Here is a 26,245-nt window from a genome sequence, read left to right as displayed (position 1 = left end):
TGCTTGAGTGGCGGCGAGACTAGCACCCGCCACCACGGCTGTCAGTTGCCGCTGCGCTTGCTCTGGATATCGCTGAGGCGGTTGCCTTCGAAGCGGACGAAATACAGCATGCCGCTCCAGGGGCCGTAGATCCATTCCTCTACGGCTACTTCCATCGATTCGCCATAACGCGGGCCGGGTACCTGCTTGTAGCCGAGGAAGGAGCGGCTGACCGGCTCGCCGCATCGGCTGAGTACGTCGCTGGTGACATCGCCGGTGCTGATCAGTTTGCTGCTGCAGCGCAGGCTGGCGGCCTGTGCCTCAAGGGGCGTGAAGGTGAGGGGTAGCAGCAGGGCTGCCAGGCGCAGTACAAGAGGCGTCTTCAATTGCGTTTGAACTCGATGCTTTTGAGCTTGTTGGCTTCGAAGGTGAGGATGTAGCTGGTGCCGTTGCGCGGGCCGTAGACCCATTCTTCGACCCGGTACTCGCGGCGATCATAGCCGCCGAGGGTATAGCCGACCTCATCACGGTGATCCGGCGCACCGCACTTCTGCTCGACTTCCCAGGCGCGGTCGCCAGCGTTGATCAGGGCGCTTCCGCAACGCATGCTTTCCGCCTGGGCGCCCGCCGCGCAAAGCAGCAGGGCGCAGGACATCCAGGTCAGGGCTTTCATCGAACGACTCCTTATTCGCTATCAAGGTGAAGCTGGGTGGCCACACTGCCACCATTCTCCGCTTCGCCGAAGCTGACGTCGATGAGGTAGATGCGGTCGTCACCCAGGCCACCCTTGGCGACCAGGTAGTCCTTGATCTGGGTTGCGCGCTCCTGACCGAGCTTGCGCAGCAGCAACTGGCTGTCGCTCCAGGAATCGAGCACGGCCTGGCGCATCTTCGCCGAACGCTCGTCCTTGCTCAGGTCCTGCCATTGCGCTGGCGGCTGCTTCTTCAGGCGCGCGCGGTAGACACCTTCGAGCAGAACCGGCTGCAGGTCTTCCGGCACTTCCAACTGGCTCGCGTCACTGGGCACCTTGTCGCCCCGGCGCTGCAACATGCTGTAGTAGTTCTTCTGGTATTCCTGCTTCAGGCGTTTGTCGGCCAGCAGCGGGCCGTCGCTCGAGGCGGCGGCGACGCCTTCGACTTCCAGCTTCAGCGCCGGACGCTGCTTGAGGGCTTCGGCCAGCTTGTCGAGATTGCCCTGGGCGCTGGCGTCCAGCTCGCTGGAGCCGGGGGCGAACACCACATTGCTCAGGTCCGGCCCGCCACCGCCACCGGCCAGGCCGGCGATGAAGTTGAAGGGCGCCTGCACGGCGCGCACGACCAGGTTGCGCAGGGTCTGCCAGACGATGGGCATGACGCTGAACTGCGGGTTGTTCAGGTCGCCTTCCACCGGCAGCTGGATGTCGATATTGCCGTTGGCGTCCTTGAGCAGGGCGATCGCCAGTTTCACCGGCAAGTCCACCGCGTCCGGGCTGTCGACCTTCTCGCCCAGCTGCAGATGTTCCACCAGTACCTTGTTGTCGGCTTTGAGCTTGCCCTGGGTGATCTGGTAGTGCAGGTCCAGGTTCAGCCGGCCCTTGCGGATGCGGTATCCGGCGAACTTGCCGGAGTAGGGCGTCAGGGTGGTCAGCTCGACGCGTTTGAAGCTGGTGGCGATGTCCAGCTTCTCCAGCGGCGAGAATGGGTTGAGGCTGCCCTTGATGGTGACCGGCGCGTACTTGTCGACCTTGCCCTTTACGTCCACCGAGGCCGGTGCCGGATTGCGGTTGTCGATGGTGCCGATCTCGCCAGCGAGTTGTTGGATGGCCGTGGCGAAGTCGGGGCGCAGAGTCAGGTCGGCGAAGTTGGCCGAACCGTTGTTGATCTTCACGCCACCGATACGAATGCCCAATGGCTTGCTGTTACTGCCCGCGGCGCTGCCCTTGCTCGCTGTGGACGAGGCGGATTCCGGTTGCGCAATGATCAGCTCGCTGACGTTGGTGCTGCGGTCCTCGTTGATGATGAAGCGCGCGTAGGGCTCCTCCAGCGAAACGGTCTGGATCACCAGGCTGTCGCCATGTTTGTAAGCCAGGCCGTCGAGCGTCAGCTTGGTCCATTTGACGAAGTCGCGGCTCTTGAGGGTGTCCAGAGTGTGCAACTGGGTCACCTGGGCGCTGCCGGCGACGCTGAAGGCCAGCGGCTCGGTGCCCTTGAGGTCGACGTCCAGGTCGCTGGACAGCAGGCCGCTGCGCAGCTCCAGGCGAATGAACGGATCGATGTAGGCCTGGGCAACGCGCAGGTCGATGTCGCGGGTCGAAACCTTGAGCTTGGCGCTGACCGGGCTGGGGATGACCTGGCCGCTGGCCTCGATCTGCCCGCGCGGGCCGAGGCCGGTCTTGAGCTTGAGCTGCAGTGGCGAGGTCAGGCCGCTGTCGACGTTCTGCAGGTCCAGGTCCAGCGGGCCGATCTCCAGGGCCACCGGTTTACCCGGTGCGCGATCGGCCAGATGCGCCTTGTAGCCGCGTAGCTGGGTATCGCGCAAAACCACGTGCCATGGCTTCTGCGGCTCGGCCGGTGCGCTCGGCTCGGCCGTCTGCACAGGTTTATCAGCCCCGTCGGGTTTAGCTTCGGGTTTGGTTTCTGGCTGGGGTGGAGCGGCGGGGCTGGCTGGCTCGGTCTGGGCCGTCCTGGTACGGGCGCCGGGCTGGGCTTCCGGTTGATCTGTCGGGGCCTCCGGCTCTTTGCCGGCTGCAGCTGTCGCCTCGGTGGCGGGCGCTGGCTCGGCAGCGGCCTGCGCCTGCGGCGTGGGCTCCTCGGGGCGCTTGTAGGGTTTGAAGTCGGCGAAGAGCTTCTGCCAGTCCAACTGGCCGTCCTTCTCCCGAGCCGCCCAGGCTTCCAGCCCCTGGCTGCGGATCTGGCCCACCACCACTTCCTGCTTGACGAGGTCCAGGGTGGTGTCGGCGACATCCAGGGTGGCGAGCTTGGCCAGGGGTTTTCCTTCGGGGGAACTGAGATCCAGGTCGCGCAGCTTGATGGCGGCCTTGTCCAGCAGGAGTTGCGTCCCCTTCGAGAGGTCCAGGTGGTAGTCGGAGGCCACGCTGAGGATGCCGTTGTTCAGGTTCAGCGGTGCGTTGTCCCGCACATAGGGCCACCAGGCCTTCAGTGGTACGCCGTCGAGGGTGAAGCTGCCCTTGGAGGTGAAGGGCACGATGCTCAGGTCGCCCTTCCAGTCGAGCTTGCCGCCGTGGGGACCGGTGGCGACCAGGGTCATTTCGGCGCCGTCTTCAGGCAGGGTGCTGAGGTTGTGCAGCTCGAAACCCATCGGGTCAAAGACGAATTCCACCGGATCGCTGGGGCGGCGGTCGAGGAAGTGCAAGCTGCCTTCGGCGAGGCGGATGCGGTCGATGCGCAGCGGGAAGGGATCGCTGGGTTCTTCCTGGGCCGGGGCCGGCTCACTGGGCGGCAACTTGAACAGTTTGCTCAGGTTCAGCGTGCCGTTCTCAGCGAACAGCAGTTCGGTGTGCGGGGCGTCCAGTTCAACGTCGGCGAGGTGCAGCCTGCGTTTCCACAGGCTGTCGAGTTCGAGGTTGGCGTAAAGGCGACGGAAGCGTACCTGCTCTTGTCCATCGTCTCCCAGATGCAGGCCCCAAAGGGTGAGTTCGAGGCTGAACGGGTTGAACTCGATGCGTTCCAGGCGTGCCGGGACCGTCGAGTAGTGGGCCAGTTGCTGGTTGGCTATCCGCAATCCAACGCCGGGCAGGATGAGAAAACCCAGCAGGCAATAGAAGAGGACCAACAGCACTACCGCGCCGATCGCGCGTTTCAATCCTTTGGGCATGGCGAGAGTCGTTTCCGTCGTGACGTGCCACAGGAGTATGGCACGGCTGTGATTCTTCGATTCGATAGTCGCCTGCGGACGCGGTTTTCAGTGATGTCTGTCAGTCATTCAGGCGATGGGTGCGGGCGAATTCGACCAGGTCCACGAGGCTTTCCAGGTTCAATTTCTCAAGAATGCGCGTCTTGTAGGTGCTGACAGTCTTCTGGCTGAGGAACAGTTCCTCGGCGATGTCCTTGTTGCTCATGCCTCTCACCAGGCTGCGCAACACGACCAGTTCGCGTGGCGTGAGGCAGGCCACCGGATCGGTATTCTTGTCGATGCTCAGGGCCTTTTCCGGGAAGCAGCGATAGCCCGAAACCAGCATGCGTGCCGCGTTGAGAATGGCGCTGGTGTCCTTGTTCTTGCTGACGAATCCATGCGCGCCCGCCGCTTCGACCTTGCTTGAGTACAGACGTTCATCCTGCGAGCTCAACACCAGCAGGCGGATGTTCTCGTCGAAGATATGGATGCGCGCCAGCAGGTCGAGGCCATCCATGCCGGGGAGGTTGAGGTCGAGTATCACCAGATCGGGGCGTTCCTTGCGCACGGCATCCAGCCCGCCATGGCCATCGGCCGCTTCACGGACTACTTCGAACTGCGGATCCTGCTCCAGCAGCGAGCGGATAGCCAAACGCATTGCGGGGTGGTCCTCGATCAGCACCACACGCTTCTTCATAACTGACTCCCTGAGTCCGAATAATTGCGCGCATTGATCTTGAAGATAGACCAGTTGTTCAAGCACCTACGGAATATTCCTATGCGTAGGACTGAAAGCATGCGGGGAATCAAGTTGGCAGGGAGTCGCCCTGCCAGCGTGCGCAGAGACTTGCCGCGCAGAGTGAATTCTGCGCAGCAAGCCAACGGTTGTCAGCGCTCCAGAGCCAGCGCCACGCCCTGCCCGCCGCCGATGCAGAGCGTCGCGAGACCTTTTTTCGCGTCGCGGTGGAGCATTTCGTGCAACAGGGTGACCAGCACGCGGCAGCCCGAGGCGCCGATGGGGTGGCCGAGGGCGATGGCGCCGCCGTTCACATTCACCTTCGAAGCATCCCAGCCCAGTTCCTTGCCCACGGACAGCGCCTGGGCGGCGAAGGCTTCGTTGGCTTCGATCAGGTCCAGGTCGGCGAGTTGCCAGCCGGCCTTCTTCAGGCAGCGGCGGGTAGCCGAGACCGGGCCAATGCCCATGATGGCCGGGTCGACTCCCGCGTTGGCGTAGGCGGCAATACGGGCCAGGACCGGCAGGCCCAGTTCGCCGGCTTTGGCGGCGCTCATCAGCAGGACGGCGGCGGCGCCGTCATTGAGGGCGGAAGCATTGCCGGCAGTCACGCTGCCGTCCTTCCTGAACGCCGGTTTGAGCTTGGCCAGGGACTCGGCGGTAGTGCCGGCGCGTGGCTGTTCGTCGGTGTCGAAGCGCAGCGGTTCGCCCTTGCGCTGGGGAATCTCGATGGCGGTGATCTCGGCCTTGAATCGGCCCGCCTCGATGGCCGCAGTCGCCTTGCGCTGCGAGTCGGCGGCGAAGGCGTCCTGCTCCTCGCGGCTGATGCCGTACTTTTCCACCAGGTTCTCGGCGGTGATGCCCATGTGGTAGTCGTTGAAGGCGTCCCACAGGCCATCCTGGATCATGCTGTCGATCAGCTTCGCGTGGCCCATGCGCAGGCCGGTGCGGGCGCCGGGCATGACGTAGGGGGCGAGGCTCATGCTTTCCTGGCCGCCGGCAATGATGATGTCGGCGTCCCCGCAGCGAATCGCCTGGGTCGCCAGGTGCAGTGCCTTGAGCCCGGAGCCGCAGACCTTGTTCACGGTCATCGCGGGGACGCTGTTGGGCAGGCCGGCAGCGATCAATGCCTGGCGCGCCGGGTTCTGGCCGGCGCCGGCGGTCAGGGTCTGGCCGAGGATCACCTCGTCGACCCGAGCCGGGTCCAGGCCGGTCTGTTGCAGCAGGCTGCGAATGACTGCAGCGCCCAGTTCATGGGCCGGCAGTGCGGAAAGCGAACCCTGGAAGCTGCCGATGGCGGTACGGGTGGCAGCGACGATGACGACTTCTTGCATGACACGAATCCTCTGTCGGAAGCGGCGAGGCCGCAGCGAACGGTCATGGTTGCATGCCCGCCGCCGGCTCACCACCCTCCGAACCGGGTGGTCACGCTTCAGCGCAGAGGTGGTAAACCCATGCGCCGGCGTGCGCGGTGCAACGAGCCGTTGCGGACCGCCCAGCGCAGCAGTGGCACGCTGCGCCTCACACTGGAACGGATCAGTTGCCGCTGCAGGCTCCCCAGGCTCAGGCCGAGCTGATCCGTGGCCCAGTCCGGCAGCAGATCTATGCCAGCGCGCATCATCAGCATGCCGAAGGGTTTGGCGAGGAAGCTCGGGGCGGGGGCGTTGAACAGCACGCTGACCACTTCGCGGGTGCGCTCGTCGTAGCGCAGTTGCGGGCGCATGCGTTGCAGGTAGGCGGCGACATCGGCCCGCGAACGCGGCACGTTGCGTGCTCCGAGACGCTCGGCGATGCGGGCGATCTCATCGTAGTAACGGTCCTGCTCTTCGCCGGAAAGGTCCGGGTTCAGGTAGCGCAGGTGCGAGGCGAGGAAGCAGCTGACCTCGGCGACATGCACCCAGGTCAGCAGGTCCGGGTCGCTGGCGGCATAGGATGTGCCGTCGGGCAGCGTGCCGTGCACATTGTCGTGGATGCGTCGCACCCGCTCGATCAGCTTCTCGGCGTCACTGCGCGAGCCATAGGTGGTGGCGGAGATGAACTGCCCGGTGCGTCGCAGGCGGCCAAGCATGTCGGCGCGGAAGTTGGAGTGGTCCCAGACGCCGCCGAGAGCAGCGGGGTGCAGCATCTGCAGGAGCAGGGCGCTGATACCGCCGATGAGCATCGAGCTGAAGTCCCCGTGGACTCTCCAGCTCACGGAGTCCGGCCCGAACAGTCCGGGGTCGCCCTTGGGCGACTCGAAGTCGACCCCGCCCAGGGCGAGGCCGGTCAGGCTGAGTACCTGGCTTTCGATATGACGGCGGACGGTTTCCATTGCGGCGGACAGGCCTCGGGGCAAGGACGACAGGTCTGTTTGCTAAACCTAGCATCTTTGCACCCTTGGCCTGTAGCGCGCGTCAGCGGTTGAGGCGGTTGTCGATCAGTCCCTGGACCACGCTGGGGTCGGCCAGGGTCGAGGTGTCGCCGAGGTTTTCCAGCTCGTTGCAAGCGATCTTGCGCAGGATGCGACGCATGATCTTGCCCGAACGGGTCTTGGGCAGGCCCGGCGCCCACTGCAGCATTTCCGGCTTGGCGAAGCTGCCGATCTCCTTGCTCACCAGCGCCAGCAGTTCCTGCTTGAGCGCGTCGCTGGGCTCGATGCCGTTCATGGTGGTGACGAAGGCGTAGATGCCCTGGCCCTTGAGGTCGTGCGGATAGCCGACCACGGCGGCCTCGGCCACCGAGTCGTGCAGGACAAGCGCACTCTCCACCTCGGCGGTGCCGATGCGGTGGCCGGAGACGTTGATCACGTCGTCCACGCGGCCGGTGATCCAGTAGTAGCCATCCTCGTCGCGGCGCGCGCCGTCGCCGGTGAAGTAGTAGCCGGGGTAGGGCTTGAAGTAGGTGTCGATCATCCGTTGGTGGTCGCCATAGACGCTGCGGATCTGGCTCGGCCAGCTTGATTTAATGGCGAGGACGCCGGAACCGGGGCCAGCGATTTCCTTGCCCTGCTCATCCAGCAGCACCGGTTGCACGCCGAAGAAGGGGCGGGTGGCGGAGCCGGGTTTGAGGTCAGTGGCGCCGGGCAGCGGGGTGATCAGGATGCTGCCGGTCTCCGTCTGCCACCAGGTGTCGACGATGGGGCAGCGTTTTTCGCCCACCACGTTGTAGTACCACTCCCAGGCTTCCGGGTTGATCGGCTCGCCAACCGAGCCGAGCAGGCGCAGGCTGCTGCGGTCGGTCTTCTGCACCGGGGCTTCGCCCTCGCGCATCAGGGCGCGGATCGCGGTCGGCGCGGTGTAGAAGATGTTCACCTGGTGCTTGTCGATCACCTGCCAGAAGCGCGAGGCGTCGGGGTAGTTCGGCACGCCCTCGAACATCAGGGTGGTGGCGCCGTTGGCCAGCGGGCCGTAGACGATGTAGCTGTGGCCGGTGACCCAGCCCACGTCCGCGGTGCACCAGTAGATGTCGCCGTCGTGGTAGTCGAACACGTACTTGTGGGTCATTGCCGCGCCCAGCAGGTAGCCACCGGTGGTGTGCAGTACGCCCTTGGGTTTGCCGGTGGAGCCGGAGGTGTAGAGGATGAACAACGGGTCCTCGGAGTCCATCGGCTCGGGGGCGCAGTCTTCGCTGACCTCGCCCAGCGCCTCGTGGTACCAGATGTCACGGCCTTCGACCCATGGGATCTCGCCCTGGGTGCGCTCGACCACCACCACGGTGGAGACGTTCGGGCAGTCGGCCAGGGCCTTTTCAACGTTCTTCTTCAGCGGGACGTACTTGCCGCCGCGCACACCCTCGTCGGCGGTGATCACGGTGCGGCAGTCGGCATCGTTGATGCGGTCACGCAGGGCGTCCGGGGAGAAGCCGCCGAACACCACCGAGTGGATCGCGCCGATCCGCGCGCAGGCCAGCATGGCGTAGGCCGCCTCGGGGATCATCGGCATGTAGATGCAGACCCGGTCGCCCTTCCCTACGCCGCGGCTCTTGAGCACGTTGGCCAGGCGGCAGACATGGCTGTGCAGCTTGCGGTAGGTGATGTTGGCGGATTCGCTGGGGTTGTCGCCTTCCCAGATGATCGCGACCTGCTCGGCACGCTGTTCCAGGTGGCGGTCGATGCAGTTGTAGGTGACGTTGAGCTGACCGCCCTTGAACCAGGTGGCCTGGCCCTTCGCCAGGTCGCCGTGGTGCACCGAGTGCCAGGGCTTGAACCAGTCGAGGAAGGCCTTGGCTTGCTCGCCCCAGAAGGCTTCCGGGTCGTCTACCGACTGCTTGTAGAGGCGCTGGTACGCGTCGTTATCGAGGTAGGCACGCTTGCGTACGGCCTCCGGCACGGGGTGAAGGCTGATCTCGTACATGGGGAATCCTTGTTGTTGTTGAGCCGAGATGCCCCCAAGGGTGCATCCAAGGCCAGGCGGGTTCAAGGGTTGTCCATGTTGTTTCGACGCGCCAGGCGGTCGGATCGTTCAGGCGGGGCGTATTCCAGCTGGGAGGCGACCAGGCGCCGGGTCGATTCGCCGTAGCGCCGGGCGATGGCGTCAAGTGTGCTGTCGAGCGTCGGGATCGCCGTGGCGCCAAGTCCCGGCAATGCTGGGTGGTCGTCAGGTGGATCCGGCAGGAACAGCAGGCCACCGGCACTGCTGACGGGGTGCGCGGCGCTGCCCCGTACTTCTGTTCGGAAGGTCCGCGCCCAGGCGTCCGCTGTCAGTGCCAGGCTGACTTCGTCGAAGCCCTGCTTCAGGGGGACGCTGAAGACCTCGTGGTTCCAGATGGCGAGGTAGTTGGCGGCGGCGATCAGGTAGCCGCTGACGCCGAGGCTGAAGCGCTGGCTGTCGTGCCGCGGCGACCAGTCCTGTACGCCGAACTCCCGAGCGAGCGTGGCGGCTCTGGGTTCGCCAGCGATGGCCGCTACCAGTGCAAGTGATAGCGGTAGTGCAGCGGTAACACCGGAGGTGGTGATCACCTTGCCGTCCGCTACGTAGCGGCGATTCTCCTCCCAGTGAGTATCGGGAAAGTCCTCCAGGCGCTGGCTACGCGAGTACCAATGGCCGGTGGCGCGTCGGCCGTGCAACAGCCCCGCGTAGCCCAGCACCAGGACGCCATCGCAGACGCCGACGATGGTCGCGTCCCGCGCTGCCTGCGCCTGGATGAAGGCCAGCAGGGTAGGGTCCTGGCTGTCGTGCACGGCGGGCACGATCAGATAGTCGGCGCCCTGCGGATAACGTTGCATGAACTCCTCCAGCGTGGCCTGTGGCTGAAGTCGCAGGGCGGGCATCAGTTGCACAGGTCCTGGCTCCGTCGCAAGGGCGAGCACTTGCGCCACTCCCGAACGGCGCAGTATGCCGAGAGGGATGACGTAATCCGCGAGCTCGGTCATGCGGTTCTGGGCGACGACGGCGATGACCGGGCGTTCGCGGCCGAGACGCGGTTGATAGGGTGCAAGCGTCTCGTCGTCAGCCTGGGCGGCGTGGGTGCAGAGCAGCAGGATGAGAAACAGCAGGACATTGCGCATGGCCATCTCCGAGGGGGGATTTCCATCCTGCCGGCGATACGTCTGTCACTTCTGACGCTGATGGATGAATATCTGCCAATCGTTCCCAGGACTTGCCCCGATGAGTGCTCCTCACCGCGTTCTGTTGCTGGTCTTCCCGGACTTCCAGTTGCTCGATGCCACCGGGCCGGCCGATGTGTTCTCGGCAGTGGACGAACACCTGCCGGCCGCTGCCCGTCCCGCCTACCAGCTCGAGGCGGTATCGCCAGCTGGCGGGTTGGTTCGCTCCAGTACCGGACTGGAACTGGCGACCAGGGCCTTGCCAGAGCCACAGCAAGTGGCGGGCTGCACTGTGCTCGTGGCGGGCGGCCATGGGGTGCAGGCGCTCCTGCAGAAAGGCGAAGTCGCGCGCTGGCTGACGCAGGCCTCAATCCACGCCGCGCGTTGCGGCTCGGTGTGCACCGGGGCCTTTCTGCTGGCACAGGCAGGGCTACTGGAGGGGCGATCGGTGGTCACCCACTGGCGTTACGCCGAACTGTTGCAGCGACTGTTTCCTCGCTTGCGGGTGATGCACGACTCGCTGTTCGTCCGCGACGAGAAGTTCTACAGCTCTGCCGGTGTGACGGCCGGGATGGACCTGTGCCTGAGTCTGGTGGAGGAGGACCACGGTCGCTCCCTGTCGCTGCGGGTTGCCCGTGGGCTGGTGATGTACCTGCGCCGTCCTGGCGGCCAGCGCCAGTTCAGTGCCGAGTTGCTGGCGCAGCAGGCGCCGCCGGGCGGGCAGATGGAGCGCCTGGTGGAGTGGCTGCGGGGACGGCTGGCGGAGGCCCTCGATGTCGAGGAGATGGCGACGCAGATGGCCATGTCAGCGCGCACTCTGCATCGGCATTGCAAGGCGGAGATGGGGATGACCCCGGCGAAGCTGCTGCTGGAGTTGCGTCTGGAGAAGGCGAGCCAGCTGCTGGAGGCGAGGGAATCGTCGCTCAAGCGGGTGGCACAGCACGCAGGCTTCGGCAACGAATACAACCTGCGACGCGCTTTCGTGCAGGCGCTGGGCGTGACGCCCGCGGAGTTTCGTCAGCGCTTCTGCCGCTAGGAGCGGGACGGACGCGCAGGCGCGCCTCCGTCCGTTTCGCTATCAGCCGCGGTGACGGCCGCGGAAGAAGTCGATCAGGCCTTGGGTGGAGCCGTCCTCGGCGGCGCTTTCCTCGCTGCCGACCAGGCGGCCGTAGACAGCCTTGCCCAGCTCCTTGCCCAGTTCCACGCCCCACTGGTCGAAGGCGTTGATGCCCCAGAGGATGCTCTGTACGTAGACCTTGTGCTCGTACATGGCGATCAGTGCACCCAGGCGGCGGGCGCTGATGCGCTCCAGCACCAGGGTGTTGCTCGGGCGGTTGCCCGGGATCACCTTGTGCGGCGCCAGGCGCTGCACTTCAGCTTCGTCCACACCTTTGGCGCGCAGCTCGGCTTCGGCCTCGGCGCGGCTCTTGCCGACCATCAGGGCCTGGCTCTGCGACAGGCAGTTGGCGTACAGCCACTGGTGGTGATCGGCGACCGGGTTGTAGCTGGACACCGGGACGATGAAGTCGGCCGGGATCAGGTGGGTGCCCTGGTGCAGTAACTGGTGGTACGCGTGCTGACCGTTGCAGCCCACGCCGCCCCAGATCACCGGCCCGGTGCCGGCGGACACCGGGGTGCCGTCCTGGCGCACGCTCTTGCCGTTGGATTCCATGTCCAGCTGCTGCAGGTGATCGGTGATGTTCCGCAGGTAGTAGTCGTAGGGCAGGATCGCGTGGCTGCGCGCGCCCCAGAAGTCGCCGTACCAGACGCCGAGCAGGCCCAGCAGCACCGGGATGTTCTTCTCGAACGGGGATGTCAGGAAGTGCTGGTCCATGCTGTAGGCGCCGGACAGCAGCTCCTTGAAGTTGTTGATACCCACCGACATGGCGATCGGCAGGCCGATGGCCGACCACAGTGAGTAACGACCTCCGACCCAGTCCCACATCGGGAAGACGTTCTCCGGGCGGATGCCAAAGGCGGCGGCCGCCTCCTTGTTGCTCGAGACGGCGATGAAGTGGCGGTACAGCTCCGCCTCGCTGCCGCCCTGGGCCAGGTACCAGGCGCGGGCTGCCTGGGCGTTCTTCAGGGTTTCCAGGGTGCCGAAGGACTTCGAGGAGACGATGAACAGCGTGGTCTCGGCGTTGAGCTTGGCGGTCATCTCGCGGAATTCGCTGCCGTCGATGTTCGCCAGGTAGTGGCAACGCACGCCTTTCTGGGCGAAAGGCAGCAACGCTTCGGAGACCAGTTGCGGGCCGAGGAAGGAACCTCCGATGCCGATGTTCACCACGTCGGTAATCGGCTTTTCGGTATAGCCGCGCCACAGGCCGTTGTGTACCGCGGCGACCAACTCAGTCATCTGGTGCAGCACGCGGTGCACTTCGGGCATCACATCGATGCCGTCGACCAGAACCTTGTCGCCGATGGGGCGGCGCAGCGCGGTGTGCAGCACCGGGCGGCGTTCGGAGGCATTGATCACCTCGCCACGGAACATCGACTGGATGGCCTCGCCCAGCTTGGCTTCCTCAGCGAGCTTCACCAGCAGGTCGAGAGTGTCCTGGCGAATCAGATTCTTCGAGAAGTCGAGGAACAGACCGCAGGCGCTCATGGAGAAGCGCTTGAAACGCTCCGGGTCCTCGGCGAATGCCTCGCGCATGGTGAAGTTCTGCAGATCCTGGCGGTGGGCCGCCAATGCCTGCCAGCTTGCCAGTTTGGTGGCATCCAGCGGGGTGAGGTGGTGTTCCATGACGTACCTTCGGGTAAGACGGGCGTGTTTGAACGAGGCTTTGGAACTTGGGAAGGCCCGGTGGTTCCGAACCTTCCCAGTGGCTCAGGCGAGCTGAACCGGGATGGCGTTGCTGGTGTGGCTGAGTTCATTGCCGGGCGCCATGTACAGCATGCGCGGCTGGTAGCCTTCCAGCTCGGCGTCGCTGAACTGAGCGTACGCGCAGATGATCACCCGGTCACCCACCTTGGCCTTGTGGGCGGCGGCGCCGTTGACGGAAATCATCCGCGAACCTTCCTCGCCACGGATGGCGTAGGTGGTGAAACGTTCGCCATTGTCGACGTTGTAGATCTGGATCTGTTCGTACTCGCGGATGCCGGCGAGATCGAGCCATTCGCCGTCGATGGCGCAGGAGCCTTCATAGTCGAGCACGGCGTGGGTGACTTCGGCGCGGTGCAGTTTGGCTTTGAGCATGATGCTCTGCATGGCGTGGCTCCTGTTTTTCTTCTGGTCGAGGAGAGCGGGGCGAGTATGCCCGAGCACCCGAAGTCGCTCAAGGCCGCGACTGGCGCGGCTTCGAGGCGAAAATTCGGGTATCGGGCGGGGAATCAGTCGATGTGGAAGGCGAGGTTGTCGATCAGCCGGGTGGTGCCCAGGAAGGCGGCGACCAGGATCACCAACTGATGGTCTTGCGCCGTAGCCGGGCGCAGGCCGGCGGACTCGCGCGCCTCGAGGTAGTCGATGCGCAGGCCGGCCGCTTCGATCTGCTGGCTGCCCTCGGACAGCAGCGCGGGGAAGTCGCGCTCGCCCTGGCGGATACGCTCGGCCAGTTGCTTCAGGGTGCGCTGCAGGACAGGCGCGAGGGCGCGCTGTTCCTCAGTGAGGTATCCGTTGCGCGACGAAAGGGCCAGACCGTCCTCGGCGCGCACGGTGGGCTCGCCGAAGATCTGGATCGGCAGGTTCAGGTCGCGTACCAGCTTGCGGATGACCGCCAGTTGCTGGAAGTCCTTCTCGCCGAACAGCGCCATGTCGGGCTGGACCATGTTGAACAGCTTGCAGACCACCGTGGCGACGCCATCGAAGTGACCAGGACGGCTGCCGCCGCACAGGCCCTCGGAGACGCCGGTGACATGCAGTCTGGTCTGGCCTTCCATGCCGTCGGGATACATCTCCTCAACGGTGGGGGCGAACAACAGATGGCAGCCGGCGTTGAGCAGTTTCTCCTGGTCCGCCGCCAGGGTGCGCGGGTACTTGTCCAGGTCTTCGCTGGGGCCGAACTGCAGCGGGTTGACGAAGATGCTCGCCACTACGAAGTCGGCGCGCTGGCTGGCCTTGGTCACCAGCGCGGCGTGGCCGGCATGCAGGTTGCCCATGGTCGGGACCAGAGCAATACGCTTGCCTTCGCTACGGGCGCGCGCCACGGCGGCGCGCAGCTCACGGACTGTCTTGACTGTATTCATCAGGCGAAACCGTGCTCCGGGCCGGGGAAGGTGCCGTCCTTGACTGCCTTCACGTAGGCGGCGAAGGCGGACTGAATGTCGGGCTGGCCGTCGAGGAAGTTTTTCACGAACTTCGGCGAACGGCCGGACAGCGACAGGCCGAGCATGTCGTGCATCACCAGCACCTGGCCGTCGGTGCCGGCGCCGGCGCCGATGCCGATGACCGGGATCTTTACGGCTTCGGTGATTTCCTTCGCCAGTGCGGATGGCACGCACTCCAGCAGCAGTACGGCGGCACCGGCCTGCTCCAGGGCGATGGCGTCGGCGCGCAGCTGGCGCGCCTGGTTTTCCTGGCGGCCCTGGACCTTGAAACCGCCGAACAGGTTGACGGCCTGCGGGGTGAGGCCCAGGTGTGCGCACACCGGGATGCCCATCTGGGCCAGGCGGATGATCGGCTCGGCGAGCCAGGCGCCGCCTTCGAGCTTGACCATGTGGGCGCCGGCCTGCATGACCTTCACCGAGTCGCGCAGCAGCTGGTCCAGCGAGGTGCCGGATTCGAACGGCAGGTCGGTGACGATCAGTGCGCCCTTGTTACCGCGTTTCACGGCGGCGGTGTGGTAGGCCATGTCCTCAACGGTCACCGGCAGCGTGCTGTCGTGACCTTGCAGCACCATACCCAGGGAGTCACCGATCAGCAGCATTTCGGCACCGGCCAGACTGGCGGTGTGGGCGAAAGTGGCATCGTAGGAGGTCAGCATCGCGATCTTTTCGCCGCTTTGCTTGAGACCTTGCAGGGTGGTCAGGGTGACATCAGGCATGAAAGTGTCCTCGGTTCTGCGCCGGGCAGGGGCAAACGGGGCCCTATAGTCCGGATCGAAAAAGGCTAAGTCAATTGCAGGTGTTACCGGACTGTTACGGCGTTACTGCCAGTGCGCCCCACGCCTGGGGCGCAGCATGCATCAGGACAGGCGCTCGAGGCCGCTGAACGGACAGGCGGCGAGCAGCTCGGCCAAGGTGCGCCCGTCGGGGAAACGCAGTTGCGGAGCGAGGTCCGCCAGCGGGTAGAGCACGAAGGCGCGGGCGTGCATGTGGTAGTGCGGCACGGTCAGGCGCGGCTCTTCGATCAGGCGCTGGCCAAACAGCAGAATATCGAGGTCGAGGGTGCGCGGACCCCAGCGCTCATCCTTGCGTACGCGGCCCTGCTCCAGCTCGATGGTCTGCAGGGCGTCGAGCAGCGCGAGTGGCTCCAGGTCGGTATCCAGGGCGGCCACGGCGTTGACGTAGCGCGGCTGGTCCGGCGGGCCCAGCGGGTCGCTGGCGTAGAGCGGGGAGACCACCGCCACCTTGGTGGCGGGGACTTGCGACAGCGCCTTCAGCGCGGCTTCCAGCTGCTGGCGCGGCTCGGCGAGGTTGCTGCCGAGCCCGATGTACACCCGTTCGCTCATTCGCTGCTGGCGCCTTCGGTGCGCGGGCCGCGACGGCGACGGTTGCTACCGCCACGGCGGCGCTTGCGCGGTGCGGCGGCGCCGCCTTCTTCCTGCTGGCTGGCCAGGTTACGGATCATCCCGCGGCGTTCACCGTCGCTGGCTTCCTGGTAGTCGGTCCACCAGTCGCCGAGGCCGCCGGTTTCCTCGCCGGCGCTCTCGCGCAGCAGCAGGAAGTCGTAGCCGGCGCGGAACCGCGGGTTCTCCAGCAGCAGGTCAGCCTTCTTGCCCTGGCGGCGCGGCAGGCGCTCCTGCATGTCCCAGATCTCGCGGATCGGGATGGTGAAGCGCTTGGGCACCGCGGTGCGGCGGCACTGCTCGAGGATCAGCTCGTGGGCGGCTTCCTGCATCGCCGGGATCGGCGGCATGCCACGGTCCTGCAGCTTCAGCACGCGGGCAGGCAGGGCCGGCCAGAGCAGCGCAGCGAACAGGAAGGCCGGGGTAACCGGCTTGCCCATGCGGATGCGCTCGTCGGTGTTGGCCAGGGCCTGGCGCATCAGCTTGCCGGCGTACTCCGGGTCGTCCTTCAGCGCCTTGGCGCTCGCCGGGAACAGCGGGGCGAACAGTTCGTACTCGTTGAGCAGTTCGAAGGTGCGTTCGGCCTTGCCGCTGAGGAACAGCTTGAGGATTTCGTCGAACAGGCGCGCCGAAGGAATTTCATTGAGCAGCGGCGCCAGGCGGCGAATCGGTGCGGCGCTGTGCTTTTCGATCTCAAAGTCCAGCTTGGCGGCGAAGCGCACGGCCCGCAGCATCCGTACCGGGTCTTCGAGGTAACGCTGCTCCGGATCGCCGATCAGGCGGATCAGGCGGTTGCGGATGTCGCGCACGCCGTGGGCGTAGTCGAGGATGCGCTCGCCGGTGACGTCGAAGTACAGGGCGTTGATGGTGAAGTCGCGGCGCTGGGCGTCGTCTTCCAGGGTGCCGTAGACGTTGTCACGCAGTATGCGGCCGGCCTCGTTGCGGGAGGCGTGGGCGCTATTGGCGTCGTCGTCTTCGCTGACCGGATGGTTTGCGCGGAAGGTGGCAACCTCGATGATCTCGCGGCCGAAATGGACGTGGACCAGCTTGAAGCGGCGACCGATCACCCGCGCGTTGCGGAATTCGGCACGCACCTGCTCGGGGGTGGCGCTGGTGGCCACATCGAAGTCCTTGGGCGGAATGCCCAGCAGCGGGTCACGTACGCCACCGCCGACGATGTACGCCTGGTAGCCAGCCTTGGTCAGGCGCTCCACGACGTTCACCGCGTTCCTGCTGAACTGTTCCCGCCGCAGCGAGTGCTGATGATTGCCAACGACTTCCGGAGTAGTGCGGACAGCGCGCGGACGGCGCAGTGGGGATCGGATGGACTGGATCAGCTTTTTCAGCATGTGTGCACTATCGGGAATAGGTGTATGGATGGCATACGCAGGTCTCGGCAAGCCGCCTGATTACGGCGTTTCCTGGAGGATAGCGGGTGTCTGCCGCTGCCTTGAAACAAATGGCAGCAAATCGAATGCCGTCTGCGCCGCGGCGATTCTAGCATCGTGGGGTGGGATGATGAAGAAAACTGAAGAAAGGGACTTGCGGGGAGGGATCGGGAGGGTGTAGCGAAAGCTACTGGGGGAGCCGAGGCTCCCCCCCAAATAGGTGCGTGCTTTGTTTTTATTATGATTACCGGGCTTGTTGTTTTTGTTTGTAGACCCGACCCTCGAAGCTACCTGCTTCGGGGAACCTTCCACACTTGGAAGGTGTTCAATAGCAAACGGATTGCTTTGGTCGCTGAGTGAGCAATGATCTTTCGATCCAACCAGTTTTGCGTGCTGTCTCAAGACAGTTTTATTCTTCTTGACTGGTTGCGGGACTGGTCCCGACGGCTACCCTTCTCCAAAAGAATCAGTTAGCTGCGCCTCCGCGATCTTGTTTTTGTTGTGCTGGAGTCGTTTCGTCTTGTTCTTATTGTGAGTGGTCGTGCTTGTTATTGTTGTTGTACCAATAACAAAGCAGATGCCGTGCCAACTTTTGCGAATCCTTATTTTTCAAGGGTTTGCGAGGATTCACCCCCGAACGGCAGGCACAAAAAAGCCGGGTTTCCGTTACCGATGAACCCGGCTTTTGTTACGGAGCTTGTCTCCGGTAACAGTGTGAAACGTCTTACGAGTCAGCCGATGCGCCGGATTTGCGGCGCGGGATGCCCAGGCGCTGGCGGCGTTCCCACAGGCATTTGCGGCTGATGCCCAGCTTGCGGGCCAGCTCGGTCTCGGTCATGTGGTCCTGATGCTCGAGGACGAAGTGTTGGAAGTAGTCCTCCAGCGACAGGTCCTCGGTAGGCTCGTGGTTGCTGGCGCTGCCGTTGGTCGGGCGCAGGTCGCCGTCATCGCCGAAGTCGTCGTCCAGATCATCCAGCTCGATGTCGATGCCCAGCAGGTCGGCCGGGATTTCCTGGCTTTCGCTGAGGATCACCGCGCGCTCGATGGCGTTCTCCAGCTCACGCACGTTACCCGGCCACGGGTAGTGACGGATGGCCTGTTCGGCCTCGTGGGAGAAGGTCAGTGACGGGCGCCCCATCTGGGAGCACTGGCGCGCCAGGAAGGAGCGGGCGATCTCCATCACGTCAGGGCCGCGCTCGCGCAGGGGCGGCAGTTTCAGCGAGATGACGTGGAGGCGGTAATAGAGGTCTTCGCGGAACTGGCCGGTCTTGGCCAGCATCTTCAGGTCGCGGTGGGTGGCGGCGATCAGGCGGACGTCGACCTTCTGCGACTGCACCGAGCCGACTCGGCGGATCTCGCCTTCCTGCAGCACGCGCAGCAGGCGTGCCTGGGCCTCGAGCGGCAGCTCGCCGATCTCGTCGAGGAACAGAGTGCCACCGTCGGCCGCTTCCACCAGGCCCGCACGGCCGGCGCTGGCGCCGGTGAACGCTCCTTTCTCATGGCCGAACAGTTCGGATTCGATGAGGGTTTCCGGAATAGCGGCGCAGTTCACCGAGATCAGCGGCGCCTTGGTGCGCTTGGACAGGTTGTGCAGCGCGCGGGCGACCAGTTCCTTGCCGGTACCGGACTCGCCCTGAATCAGCACATTGGAGTCGGTGGGCGCGACCTTGCGGATCTTGGTGTAGAGCTCCTGCATGGGCGCGCAGGAGCCGATGATGCCGATCTCGCCGTCTGCGGGCGCGGTGTTACCGCTGCTACGGTCGGCGGCCTTGGCGTTACCGCGGGCTTCGGCGGGAGCGTTACGGTTTTCCTGGCGATCCTTGAGGATGCGCGCCACGGCCTGGAGCATCTCGTCGTGGTCGAACGGCTTGGCGATGTAGTCCACCGCGCCCATCTTCATCGAGTCCACTGCCGAGCGCAGGCTGGCATAGCTGGTCATGATCAGCACCGGAGTGCCCTGGGCCAGCTTGATCAGCTCGGTGCCGGGTGCGCCGGGCAGGCGCAGGTCACTGACGATCATGTCGAACGACGGGATGCTGTAGCGCTCCTGCGCCTCCTGTACCGAGCCAGCTTCGCTGACCTGGTACTGGTTGCGCTCGAGCAATCGTCGCAGGGCGGAACGGATGATGGTTTCGTCTTCGACGATGAGGATATGTGCCATGTATTCAGCTCTCTCGACGTGCTCGTTTACTGCTCGGCCGTCGGGCCAGGATGCCGCGGCAAGGTGACGCTGATGCGGGTTCCGCATTCGCGTTCGGGGTCAGCCGGGCTGTCTATGGTGATTTGCCCATAATGCTCTTCCACGATCGAATAGACCAGAGCGAGCCCCAGGCCGGTCCCTTTGCCAGGGTCCTTGGTGGTGAAGAAGGGCTCGAACAGGCGGTCGATGATCGACTTGGGTATTCCGCTGCCTTCGTCCTCGACGATCAGGTCGATGGTCTGCTCGGAAGCTTCGGTGCGCACGCGGATCGCGCCGTTGGGCGGGGAGGCGTCGCGGGCGTTGGACAGCAGGTTGATCAGCACCTGGGCCAGACGCTGGGAGTCGCCTTCCACCCAGTGTTCCGGATCGCACAGGTTGAAGAACTGCACGTCGATGCTGCGCTTGTTCAGCGACAGCAGGCCGATGGCTTCCTGGGCGACGTCCGCCAGGCACACCGGCTCGGCCGCGACCTGCTTGCCGCCAGCGTGGGCGAAGCTCATCAGCGACTGCACGATGCGCGAGACGCGCTTGGTCTGTTCGAGGATCTGCCCGCTGATCTCGGTCAGCTCGCCATCGCCTTCGCGTTCTTCCCGCAGGTTCTGCGCCAGGCAAGCGATGCCGGTGATCGGGTTGCCGATCTCGTGGGCTACACCGGCGGCCAGGCGGCCAATGGAGGCCAGGCGCTCGGAATGGATCAGCTTGTCTTCCAGGGACTGGGTTTCGGTGAGGTCTTCGACCAGCAGTACCAGGCCACTGTTACCGGGCGCGAGGGGCTCCTCGATCGCCGCCTTGTGCAGGTTCAGCCAGCGGGTCTGGCCCTCGATGGTCAGGCGCTGCTTGTGCAGGTGTTCGTCGGGGGCGTCGATGAAGCCTTCCAGCAGGCCGCGCCACGGGTCGGGCAAGGCGGCCAGGCGCGAGCCGACCACGCGCTGTGCGCTGACGCCGGTGAGTTCCTCGATGGCGCGGTTCCACATGAGGATTTCCTGGTCCTTGGCCAGCGAGCACACGCCCATCGGCAGGTCCTGCAGGGTCTGGCGGTGGTAGCGGCGCAGGGTGTCGAGCTCGGCGGCCAGACCAGTGAGTCGGGAGTGGTAGTCCTCGAGGCGGCTCTCGATGAAGTGGATGTCCTCGGTGACGTAGGCTTCGCTGCTGGCCTTGTAGGGCAGGAAGGTCTCCACCATGTCCTGCGCCACGCTCGGGCCCATCAGGCCGGAGAGGTTTGCCTCGATGCGGTCGCGCAGGCGGCGCAGGGCGTAGGGGCGGCGCTCGTCGAAGGGCAGGTGCAGGTCGCGCAGGGCCTGTTCCACCTCGCGCTGGGCGGTCTTCGCGCCCAGCGGCTTGGCCAGCTGGCTGGCGAATTCCTGCGGGGAGACGGCAATCAACTCGCGGCGCTGCGGGCGGCGTACGTTGTCGACGGCGCAGGCTTCGGCGGCGCCTTTCTCTTCATCGCTGGCTTCGGTGAACAGCGAGACCAGGGTGAACACCAGTACGTTGGCCGCCAGCGAGGCGAGCGCCGCGAGGTGCCAGGTGGTGTCGTCGAGCACGTAGAGCGAGTTGAACAGCGGCAGATAGATGCTCTGCATGTTCGCCACCAGCGGGGTGAGCATGGTCGCGCCCCACACCAGCATCCCCGCCACGAGACCTGCGATGAAGCCGCGGCGGTTGGCGGTCGGCCAGTAGAGCACGGCCAGCGCGCCGGGAAGGAACTGCAGGGTGGCAACGAAGGAAACGATGCCCAGGTTGGACAGGTCCTGCTCGGCGCCCAGCAGCAGGTAGAAGGCATAGCCGGCCATGATGATCGCGGCGATCAGCGCGCGGCGGGTCCATTTCAGCCAGCGGTAGATGTTGCCTTCGGCCGGGGGCTGGTAGAGCGGCAGCACCAGATGGTTGAGCACCATGCCCGAGAGCGCCAGGGTCATCACGATGATCAGGCCACTGGCGGCGGAGATGCCGCCGACGAAGGCAGTCAGTGCCAGGGCCGGGCTGTCCACCGAGATGCCCAGGCCGAGGGTGAAGTATTCCGGGTTGGTCGAGGCGCCCAGGTGCAGGCCGGCCCAGAGGATCGGTGGCACCGCCAGGCTCATCGGCAGCAGGAACAGCGGCAGGCCCCAGCTGGCGCTGAGCAGTGCGCGCGGGTTGAGGTTCTCGGTGAAGGTCATGTGGAACATGTGCGGCATGACGATGGCCGAGGCGAAGAACACCAGCAGCAGCGTCCGCCACGGCCCCTCGGCCAGCGGTGTGTGCAGGGTGCTCAGGGCTTCCTGGTTCTGCAGCAGCCACACTTCCAGGCCATCCGGTCCGCCGAATACGCCGTAGAGGGCGAACAGGCCGATGGAGCAGAGCGCCACCAGCTTCACCAGCGATTCGAAGGCGATCGCCATCACCAGCCCTTCATGACGCTCGCGTGTGGCAATGTGGCGTGCGCCGAAGAGGATGGCGAACAGCGTGATCAGCGCGCAGAACGCCAGCGCTGCGCGGTTGGGTTCGGATTCTCGGGTGAGGATGCTGATCGAGTCGGTCACCGCCTGGATCTGCAATGCAAGCATCGGTAGCACGCCGATCAGCATGAACAACGTGGTCAGCGCACCGGCCCAGGTGCTGCGGAAGCGGAAGGCGAACAGGTCGGCCAGCGACGACAGCTGGTAGGCCCGGGTGATCCGCAGGATCGGATAGAGCAGCACCGGTGCGAGCAGGAACGCGCCGGAGACGCCCAGGTAGATCGCCAGGAAGCCGTAGCCGTACTGGTAGGCCAGCCCGACCGTGCCGTAGAAGGCCCAGGCGCTGGCGTACACGCCCAGCGACAGGGTGTAGATCAGCGGATGGCGCACCAGCCGGCGCGGAATGAAACCGCGCTCGGTGATCCAGGCGACACCGAAGAGGACCATCAGGTAGGAGGCGCTGATCAGGATCAGCTGGGTAAGGCTAAAGCTCGTCAGCATCGCGCTGGCTCTGCAGGATGAAGGTGACGACGATCAGGATCAGCCACAGCAGATACGGGCGGTACCAGGCGCCGTGGGGATCGATCCACCAGTCCATGATGGCCGGTGAGAACAGGTAGATGCCCACGACCAGGAGCAACACCAGTCGGTAGATGTACATGTCGTCTCTCTCTTTGTTCGGCGGGCAGGCTACCTGTGCGCACAGTTGCCGGCAAGCCGGCCGCCGGTGGGGACGGGTACAAGTCTAGAGCTGCGCGTCTTCCAGCGTCAGGCTATGGGGAATGGCATTGGCATCCCAGTGCGCGATGCCCCAGGCAAGCACCTCGTGGGGCGTGGCCTGCAGCAGTTCGGCGGGCGGCTCCTGGCCCAGCGCCTTGAGTGCGCGTACCAGCAATGGCGCGGCCTGATTGGCCTGCAGCGGCGGCGAGCGGTAGGACTTGCCGAGCTTGTGGCCGTCGGGCTGGATGATCAGCGGCACGTGCAGGTAACGTGGCGCGGCGATGCCCAGCAGTTCCTGCAGGTAGAGCTGGCGCGGGGTGTTGTCCAGCAGGTCGGCGCCGCGAACGATGTCGGTAACACCCTGCCACGCATCGTCCAGCACCACCGCCAGTTGATAGGCGAACAGCCCGTCGCGGCGTCGGATGACAAAGTCGCCCACTTCGCGGCCCAGGTGCTGGTGGAATTCACCCTGCAGGCGATCGGTGAAGCGGTAGTCCAGTTCCGGCACGCGGATACGGATGGCGACGTCGCCGTGCCAGTCATGCTGGGCGTCGCGGCAGGAGCCGGGATAGATACCGTGGCTGCCTTCGAGCTGCTTGCGCGAACAGGTGCAGGCATAGGCCAGGCCGCTGCGCAGCCATTGCTCGACCTGGGCCGCATAGGCGTCGCCACGCTCCCTCTGGTGCTCCACCGGGCCGTCCCATTCGAAACCGTAGCGTTCGAGGGCTTCCAGGATGGCGGCCTGAGCGCCGGGCATTTCGCGTGGCGGATCGAGGTCTTCCATGCGCACCAGCCACTTGCCGCCCACGGCGCGGGCGTCCAGGTAGGAAGCCACTGCCGCCACCAGCGAGCCGAAGTGCAGGTAGCCGCTGGGCGTAGGGGCGAAGCGTCCGACGTAGCGGGAGGCGGGCATGGAGGCTCTCTGCTGGAAGACTATCTATAAAACGCAGAAACGAAACGGGGCGCCGCAGCGCCCCGTCCGGGATCAACCAGGCTCAGGAGCCCAGTTGCTTTTCCTTGATTTCCGCCAGGGTCTTGCAGTCGATGCAAAGGGTGGCGGTGGGGCGGGCTTCCAGACGACGGATGCCGATCTCGACGCCGCAGGAATCGCACCAGCCGTAGTCGTTGTCTTCGATCAGTTGCAGGGTCTCGTCGATCTTCTTGATCAACTTGCGCTCGCGGTCGCGGGCGCGCAGTTCGAGGCTGAACTCTTCTTCCTGGCTGGCCCGGTCGGCCGGATCGGGGAAGTTGGCCGCTTCGTCCTGCATGTGGTGCACGGTGCGGTCCACTTCTTCCATCAGCTCAACTTTCCATTTGTTGAGGATGGAGGTGAAGTGCGCGCGCATGCGATCACTCATGTACTCCTCGCCCTTGGTTTCCTGGTAGGGCTCGAAGCCACGAATCAGTTGGCTGCTCTGTTGCTTTGCTTTGGTGGGCATGGATGACCGCCTCTCACTCTCGCTAATCCTCTCGCGGATGGTCCCTCTCCGGCACCGCCGGCCCCGCGCTCGCAGCGGGCGAACTTACCAGAACGATAACCGCGATGCTACTCCCGGTTATCGAGCCTGCCAGTGCCCGCACATGACCTGATCGCCAGGTCGGCGACCCACCGGTCATCGCCAGTGGGGTTTTCTGCAAACCTGAGCAGAATCGTCGGCGTTCGCCAGACGAAGCCTGCAAGTTCCCGGAAGCCGCACATCACAGGCGCGGCCGCCCAGAATTCATCAGTGGCCTGTTAGAATCCCGGCTCTGTCGCAAAGTTCGGAATATTCCATGGCCACCACCTTCAGTGCGCGCAGCCGCGCCATCGAACCCTTCCACGTCATGGCGCTGCTGGCGCGGGCCAACGAGCTGCAGGCTGCGGGCCACGACGTCATCCACCTGGAAATCGGCGAGCCGGACTTCACCACCGCCGCGCCCATCGTCGAGGCCGGGCAGAAGGCCCTGGCAAATGGTCACACACGCTATACCGCCGCACGTGGCCTGCCAGCCCTGCGCGAAGCCATCGCCGGCTTCTACGCCCAGCGCTACGGGCTGTCGGTCGACCCGCAACGCATTCTCGTTACGCCCGGCGGTTCCGGCGCCCTGCTGCTCGCCAGCAGCCTGCTGGTGGATCCGGGCAGGCACTGGCTGCTGGCCGATCCGGGCTACCCGTGCAACCGCCACTTCCTGCGCCTGGTGGAAGGCGCCGCGCAACTGGTGCCAGTGGGGCCGGAGAGCCGTTACCAGCTCACCCCGGAACTCATCGAACGGCACTGGGATCAGGACAGTGTAGGCGCTCTGGCCGCATCACCGGCGAATCCTACGGGCACCTTGTTGCACAAGGACGAACTCGACGCGCTGTCTCGCGCCCTGAAGGCGCGCGGCGGCCATCTGGTGGTGGACGAGATCTACCACGGCCTGACGTACGGCCTGGATGCGCCCAGCGTGCTGGAAGTGGATGACGACGCCTTCGTCCTCAACAGTTTCTCCAAATATTTCGGCATGACCGGCTGGCGCCTGGGCTGGCTGGTGGCGCCGCCCGAAGCGGTGGGCGAACTGGAGAAGCTGGCGCAGAACCTCTACATCAGTGCGCCGAGCATGGCCCAGCACGCCGCGCTGGCCTGCTTCGAGCCGGCGACCCTGGCGATCCTCGAAGAACGCCGCGAAGAATTCCGTCGCCGCCGCGACTACCTGTTGCCGGCGCTGCGTGAACTGGGCTTCGGCATCGCCGTGGAGCCGGAGGGTGCCTTTTATCTGTATGCGGATATCAGCGCCTTCGGTGGCGACGCCTACGCCTTCTGCCAGCACTTCATCGAGACCGAACACGTGGCCTTCACGCCCGGCATCGACTTCGGGCGTTACCAGGCTTCGCACCATGTGCGTTTCGCCTACACCCAGAGCGTCGAGCGCCTGCAGCAGGCGGTGGAACGCATCGCGCGCGGCCTGAAGACCTGGCGTCCCTGATGCGCTTCGAACCGGCGCTGGAAGAGGCGCGCCTGATCAAACGCTACAAGCGCTTTCTGGCGGACATCGAGACCGCCAGTGGCGAGCAGCTCACCATCCACTGTCCGAACACCGGCTCGATGCTCAACTGCATGAGCGAAGGTTGCCGAGTCTGGTTCAGCCGCTCCGATGACCCCAAGCGCAAGCTGCCGGGGACCTGGGAGCTGGTGGAAACCCCGCAGGGCCGGTTGGCCTGCGTGAACACCGGGCGGGCCAACCGTCTGGTGGAAGAGGCGCTGCTGGCCGGTACGGTGACCGAGCTGGCCGGCTTCGATGAACTGCGCCGCGAAGTGGCTTACGGGCAGGAGAACAGCCGCGCGGACTTCCGTCTGATGTATGCCGGCAAGCCGGTGTACGTGGAAGTGAAGAGCGTCACCCTGGGGTTCGATGACACCATGGTCGCCGCCTTCCCCGATGCCGTCACCCTGCGAGGTGCCAAGCACTTGCGCGAGCTGGCGGCGCTGGCGCGCGAGGGCATGCGTGCGGTGCTGCTGTATGCGGTGAACCTGTCGGGTATCGACGCGGTTCGCCCGGCGGTGGAAATCGACCCGGCCTACGCCGCTGCGCTGGCGCAGGCGCGCAACGCCGGCGTGGAGGTGCTGGCGTATGGGGCGCGGATTGATACGCAGGAAATCCGGCTGGAGCGGCCGATGCAGGTGCTGCTCTAGGCAAGACTCGGTGCGAGGGCTGTTCGCGAGCAGGCTCGCTACTGCGCAGGGCCGGACAGCTTCGTAGGGTGTACAGCTGTTCGCGGTCTTACGCCCATTGGTATCGGCAGCAGCCT

The 26,245-nt window shown here is 65.1% G+C and carries 22 protein-coding genes; 3 read left to right on the top strand and 19 right to left on the bottom strand.

Features of this window, described 5'->3' with window-relative positions:
• Positions 1 to 41: 41 nt before the first annotated feature.
• From IB275_RS26155 to IB275_RS26120, 8 genes are all read right to left on the bottom strand, one after another.
• Positions 42 to 365, bottom strand: coding sequence for a DUF2845 domain-containing protein (locus IB275_RS26155; protein WP_225601718.1), 324 nt, complete (start codon positions 363 to 365; stop codon positions 42 to 44).
• Positions 362 to 652 carry a DUF2845 domain-containing protein gene (locus IB275_RS26150; protein WP_139791700.1) on the bottom strand — a complete coding sequence of 97 codons (291 nt, stop codon included), beginning with the start codon at positions 650 to 652 and terminating at the stop codon, positions 362 to 364. Before IB275_RS26150 ends, IB275_RS26155 begins: the two co-directional genes overlap by 4 nt.
• Positions 653 to 663: 11 nt before the next feature.
• Complete coding sequence (locus tag IB275_RS26145; protein ID WP_192292634.1) at positions 664 to 3,792, bottom strand: DUF748 domain-containing protein; 3,129 nt, start codon at positions 3,790 to 3,792, stop codon at positions 664 to 666.
• 100 nt (positions 3,793 to 3,892) lie between these two features.
• The gene (locus IB275_RS26140; RefSeq protein ID WP_318652556.1) at positions 3,893 to 4,573 is read right to left on the bottom strand and encodes a response regulator; all 681 of its coding nucleotides are present in this window, start codon (positions 4,571 to 4,573) and stop codon (positions 3,893 to 3,895) included.
• Between the two features lie 125 nt (positions 4,574 to 4,698).
• Positions 4,699 to 5,877: an acetyl-CoA C-acetyltransferase gene (locus tag IB275_RS26135; RefSeq protein WP_192292632.1), complete on the bottom strand. Its 1,179-nt coding sequence runs from the start codon at positions 5,875 to 5,877 to the stop codon at positions 4,699 to 4,701.
• A gap of 98 nt (positions 5,878 to 5,975) precedes the next feature.
• On the bottom strand, positions 5,976 to 6,854 hold the full coding sequence (locus tag IB275_RS26130) for an oxygenase MpaB family protein (protein ID WP_192292630.1): 879 nt from the start codon (positions 6,852 to 6,854) through the stop codon (positions 5,976 to 5,978).
• 82 nt (positions 6,855 to 6,936) lie between these two features.
• The gene (acs, locus tag IB275_RS26125; RefSeq protein WP_192292628.1) at positions 6,937 to 8,874 is read right to left on the bottom strand and encodes an acetate--CoA ligase; all 1,938 of its coding nucleotides are present in this window, start codon (positions 8,872 to 8,874) and stop codon (positions 6,937 to 6,939) included.
• Between the two features lie 62 nt (positions 8,875 to 8,936).
• Positions 8,937 to 10,028 carry a DJ-1/PfpI family protein gene (locus tag IB275_RS26120; protein WP_192292626.1) on the bottom strand — a complete coding sequence of 364 codons (1,092 nt, stop codon included), beginning with the start codon at positions 10,026 to 10,028 and terminating at the stop codon, positions 8,937 to 8,939.
• Positions 10,029 to 10,128: 100 nt separating this feature from the next.
• On the opposite strand from IB275_RS26120, the gene IB275_RS26115 reads away from it, so the two are divergent.
• Positions 10,129 to 11,103 carry a GlxA family transcriptional regulator gene (locus IB275_RS26115; RefSeq protein ID WP_192292624.1) on the top strand — a complete coding sequence of 325 codons (975 nt, stop codon included), beginning with the start codon at positions 10,129 to 10,131 and terminating at the stop codon, positions 11,101 to 11,103.
• A 42-nt stretch (positions 11,104 to 11,145) separates the two neighbouring features.
• On the opposite strand, the gene pgi is transcribed toward IB275_RS26115, so the two are convergent.
• From pgi to dksA, 11 genes are all read right to left on the bottom strand, one after another.
• Positions 11,146 to 12,810: a glucose-6-phosphate isomerase gene (gene pgi, locus IB275_RS26110; RefSeq protein ID WP_192292622.1), complete on the bottom strand. Its 1,665-nt coding sequence runs from the start codon at positions 12,808 to 12,810 to the stop codon at positions 11,146 to 11,148.
• Positions 12,811 to 12,894: 84 nt separating this feature from the next.
• Positions 12,895 to 13,275 carry an aspartate 1-decarboxylase gene (gene panD, locus IB275_RS26105; RefSeq protein ID WP_017518923.1) on the bottom strand — a complete coding sequence of 127 codons (381 nt, stop codon included), beginning with the start codon at positions 13,273 to 13,275 and terminating at the stop codon, positions 12,895 to 12,897.
• Positions 13,276 to 13,397: 122 nt separating this feature from the next.
• Complete coding sequence (panC, locus tag IB275_RS26100) at positions 13,398 to 14,249, bottom strand: pantoate--beta-alanine ligase (RefSeq protein ID WP_192292620.1); 852 nt, start codon at positions 14,247 to 14,249, stop codon at positions 13,398 to 13,400.
• A complete protein-coding gene (panB, locus tag IB275_RS26095) occupies positions 14,249 to 15,046 on the bottom strand; it encodes a 3-methyl-2-oxobutanoate hydroxymethyltransferase (protein ID WP_138214248.1) in 798 nt (265 codons plus the stop codon). The genes panC and panB overlap by 1 nt, the downstream gene beginning before the upstream one ends.
• Positions 15,047 to 15,187: 141 nt before the next feature.
• Positions 15,188 to 15,673 (bottom strand): 2-amino-4-hydroxy-6-hydroxymethyldihydropteridine diphosphokinase, encoded by a 486-nt coding sequence (gene folK / locus IB275_RS26090; protein WP_192292618.1) that lies wholly within the window; start codon positions 15,671 to 15,673, stop codon positions 15,188 to 15,190.
• Complete coding sequence (locus tag IB275_RS26085) at positions 15,670 to 17,079, bottom strand: polynucleotide adenylyltransferase PcnB (protein WP_138214250.1); 1,410 nt, start codon at positions 17,077 to 17,079, stop codon at positions 15,670 to 15,672. The genes folK and IB275_RS26085 overlap by 4 nt, the downstream gene beginning before the upstream one ends.
• Positions 17,080 to 17,842: 763 nt before the next feature.
• A complete protein-coding gene (locus IB275_RS26080; protein ID WP_192292616.1) occupies positions 17,843 to 19,279 on the bottom strand; it encodes a sigma-54-dependent transcriptional regulator in 1,437 nt (478 codons plus the stop codon).
• Between the two features lie 26 nt (positions 19,280 to 19,305).
• Entirely contained in the window at positions 19,306 to 22,257 is a 2,952-nt protein-coding gene (locus IB275_RS26075; RefSeq protein ID WP_192292614.1) for a sensor histidine kinase, read from the bottom strand.
• Positions 22,241 to 22,417: a hypothetical protein gene (locus IB275_RS26070; RefSeq protein ID WP_015478907.1), complete on the bottom strand. Its 177-nt coding sequence runs from the start codon at positions 22,415 to 22,417 to the stop codon at positions 22,241 to 22,243. The genes IB275_RS26075 and IB275_RS26070 overlap by 17 nt, the downstream gene beginning before the upstream one ends.
• Positions 22,418 to 22,501: 84 nt before the next feature.
• Positions 22,502 to 23,389 (bottom strand): tRNA glutamyl-Q(34) synthetase GluQRS, encoded by an 888-nt coding sequence (gene gluQRS, locus IB275_RS26065; protein WP_192292612.1) that lies wholly within the window; start codon positions 23,387 to 23,389, stop codon positions 22,502 to 22,504.
• A gap of 82 nt (positions 23,390 to 23,471) precedes the next feature.
• On the bottom strand, positions 23,472 to 23,915 hold the full coding sequence (dksA, locus tag IB275_RS26060) for an RNA polymerase-binding protein DksA (RefSeq protein WP_015478905.1): 444 nt from the start codon (positions 23,913 to 23,915) through the stop codon (positions 23,472 to 23,474).
• A gap of 334 nt (positions 23,916 to 24,249) precedes the next feature.
• Here dksA and IB275_RS26055 point away from each other — a divergent pair, with 334 nt between their 5' ends.
• Together IB275_RS26055 and sfsA are read left to right on the top strand one after the other, a co-directional pair.
• Positions 24,250 to 25,422: a pyridoxal phosphate-dependent aminotransferase gene (locus tag IB275_RS26055; RefSeq protein ID WP_192292609.1), complete on the top strand. Its 1,173-nt coding sequence runs from the start codon at positions 24,250 to 24,252 to the stop codon at positions 25,420 to 25,422.
• Positions 25,422 to 26,129: a DNA/RNA nuclease SfsA gene (gene sfsA / locus IB275_RS26050; RefSeq protein WP_192292607.1), complete on the top strand. Its 708-nt coding sequence runs from the start codon at positions 25,422 to 25,424 to the stop codon at positions 26,127 to 26,129. The genes IB275_RS26055 and sfsA overlap by 1 nt, the downstream gene beginning before the upstream one ends.
• The last annotated feature ends 116 nt before the right edge of the window (positions 26,130 to 26,245 follow it).

The sequence above is a fragment of the Pseudomonas sp. PDM21 genome, from assembly GCF_014852505.2.
Classification (GTDB): domain Bacteria; phylum Pseudomonadota; class Gammaproteobacteria; order Pseudomonadales; family Pseudomonadaceae; genus Pseudomonas.
This window is presented reverse-complemented; position numbering and strand designations above follow the sequence as displayed.

Coding starts and splice junctions, on each gene's coding strand:
- folK (WP_192292618.1), bottom strand. CDS start 15,673: ATGAGCGAACGGGTGTACATCGGGCTCGGCAGCAACCTCGCCGAGCCG.
- IB275_RS26085 (WP_138214250.1), bottom strand. CDS start 17,079: ATGCTGAAAAAGCTGATCCAGTCCATCCGATCCCCACTGCGCCGTCCG.
- IB275_RS26135 (WP_192292632.1), bottom strand. CDS start 5,877: ATGCAAGAAGTCGTCATCGTCGCTGCCACCCGTACCGCCATCGGCAGC.
- sfsA (WP_192292607.1), top strand. CDS start 25,422: ATGCGCTTCGAACCGGCGCTGGAAGAGGCGCGCCTGATCAAACGCTAC.
- IB275_RS26115 (WP_192292624.1), top strand. CDS start 10,129: ATGAGTGCTCCTCACCGCGTTCTGTTGCTGGTCTTCCCGGACTTCCAG.
- dksA (WP_015478905.1), bottom strand. CDS start 23,915: ATGCCCACCAAAGCAAAGCAACAGAGCAGCCAACTGATTCGTGGCTTC.
- panC (WP_192292620.1), bottom strand. CDS start 14,249: ATGAATACAGTCAAGACAGTCCGTGAGCTGCGCGCCGCCGTGGCGCGC.
- acs (WP_192292628.1), bottom strand. CDS start 8,874: ATGTACGAGATCAGCCTTCACCCCGTGCCGGAGGCCGTACGCAAGCGT.
- IB275_RS26055 (WP_192292609.1), top strand. CDS start 24,250: ATGGCCACCACCTTCAGTGCGCGCAGCCGCGCCATCGAACCCTTCCAC.
- pgi (WP_192292622.1), bottom strand. CDS start 12,810: ATGGAACACCACCTCACCCCGCTGGATGCCACCAAACTGGCAAGCTGG.
- IB275_RS26130 (WP_192292630.1), bottom strand. CDS start 6,854: ATGGAAACCGTCCGCCGTCATATCGAAAGCCAGGTACTCAGCCTGACC.
- IB275_RS26150 (WP_139791700.1), bottom strand. CDS start 652: ATGAAAGCCCTGACCTGGATGTCCTGCGCCCTGCTGCTTTGCGCGGCG.
- panD (WP_017518923.1), bottom strand. CDS start 13,275: ATGCAGAGCATCATGCTCAAAGCCAAACTGCACCGCGCCGAAGTCACC.
- IB275_RS26075 (WP_192292614.1), bottom strand. CDS start 22,257: ATGCTGACGAGCTTTAGCCTTACCCAGCTGATCCTGATCAGCGCCTCC.
- gluQRS (WP_192292612.1), bottom strand. CDS start 23,389: ATGCCCGCCTCCCGCTACGTCGGACGCTTCGCCCCTACGCCCAGCGGC.
- IB275_RS26120 (WP_192292626.1), bottom strand. CDS start 10,028: ATGCGCAATGTCCTGCTGTTTCTCATCCTGCTGCTCTGCACCCACGCC.
- panB (WP_138214248.1), bottom strand. CDS start 15,046: ATGCCTGATGTCACCCTGACCACCCTGCAAGGTCTCAAGCAAAGCGGC.
- IB275_RS26145 (WP_192292634.1), bottom strand. CDS start 3,792: ATGCCCAAAGGATTGAAACGCGCGATCGGCGCGGTAGTGCTGTTGGTC.
- IB275_RS26070 (WP_015478907.1), bottom strand. CDS start 22,417: ATGTACATCTACCGACTGGTGTTGCTCCTGGTCGTGGGCATCTACCTG.
- IB275_RS26080 (WP_192292616.1), bottom strand. CDS start 19,279: ATGGCACATATCCTCATCGTCGAAGACGAAACCATCATCCGTTCCGCC.